The organism is Thermorhabdus hydrogeniformans, from assembly GCF_049310025.1.
Lineage (GTDB): Bacteria > Bacillota > Thermosediminibacteria > Thermosediminibacterales > Tepidanaerobacteraceae > JBJYKD01.
Genome location: NZ_JBJYKD010000109.1, coordinates 1 through 279, shown reverse-complemented (window position 1 = coordinate 279; position 279 = coordinate 1). Strand labels below are relative to the sequence as shown.

Annotated in this window: 1 protein-coding gene; it reads right to left on the bottom strand. The window is 61.6% G+C overall.

Annotated features, from left to right (window positions below; genetic code table 11):
* Window positions 1–279 (bottom strand): cbb3-type cytochrome c oxidase subunit I (locus tag ACKX14_RS15695; RefSeq protein WP_422449308.1); only part of this gene is annotated, 279 nt, incomplete at both ends.

Below are 279 nucleotides of genomic sequence, written 5' to 3'. Positions count from 1 at the left end.
ACGCCGGCAGCACCAGGATGTAGACCTCCGGATGGCCCCATATCCAGATCAGGTTCACGTACATCATCGGGTTGCCGCCGAAGTCGTTCGTGAAGAAGTTGGTGCCGACGTAGCGGTCGAGCGACAGCAGCGCCAGCACCGCGGTCAAGACCGGGAAGGAGGCGACGATCAGGACGTTGGTGCAGAGCGAGGTCCAGGTGAACACCGGCATCTTCATCATCGTCATGCCCGGCGCGCGCAGCTTGACGATGGTGCAGACCAGATTGATGCCCGATAGCG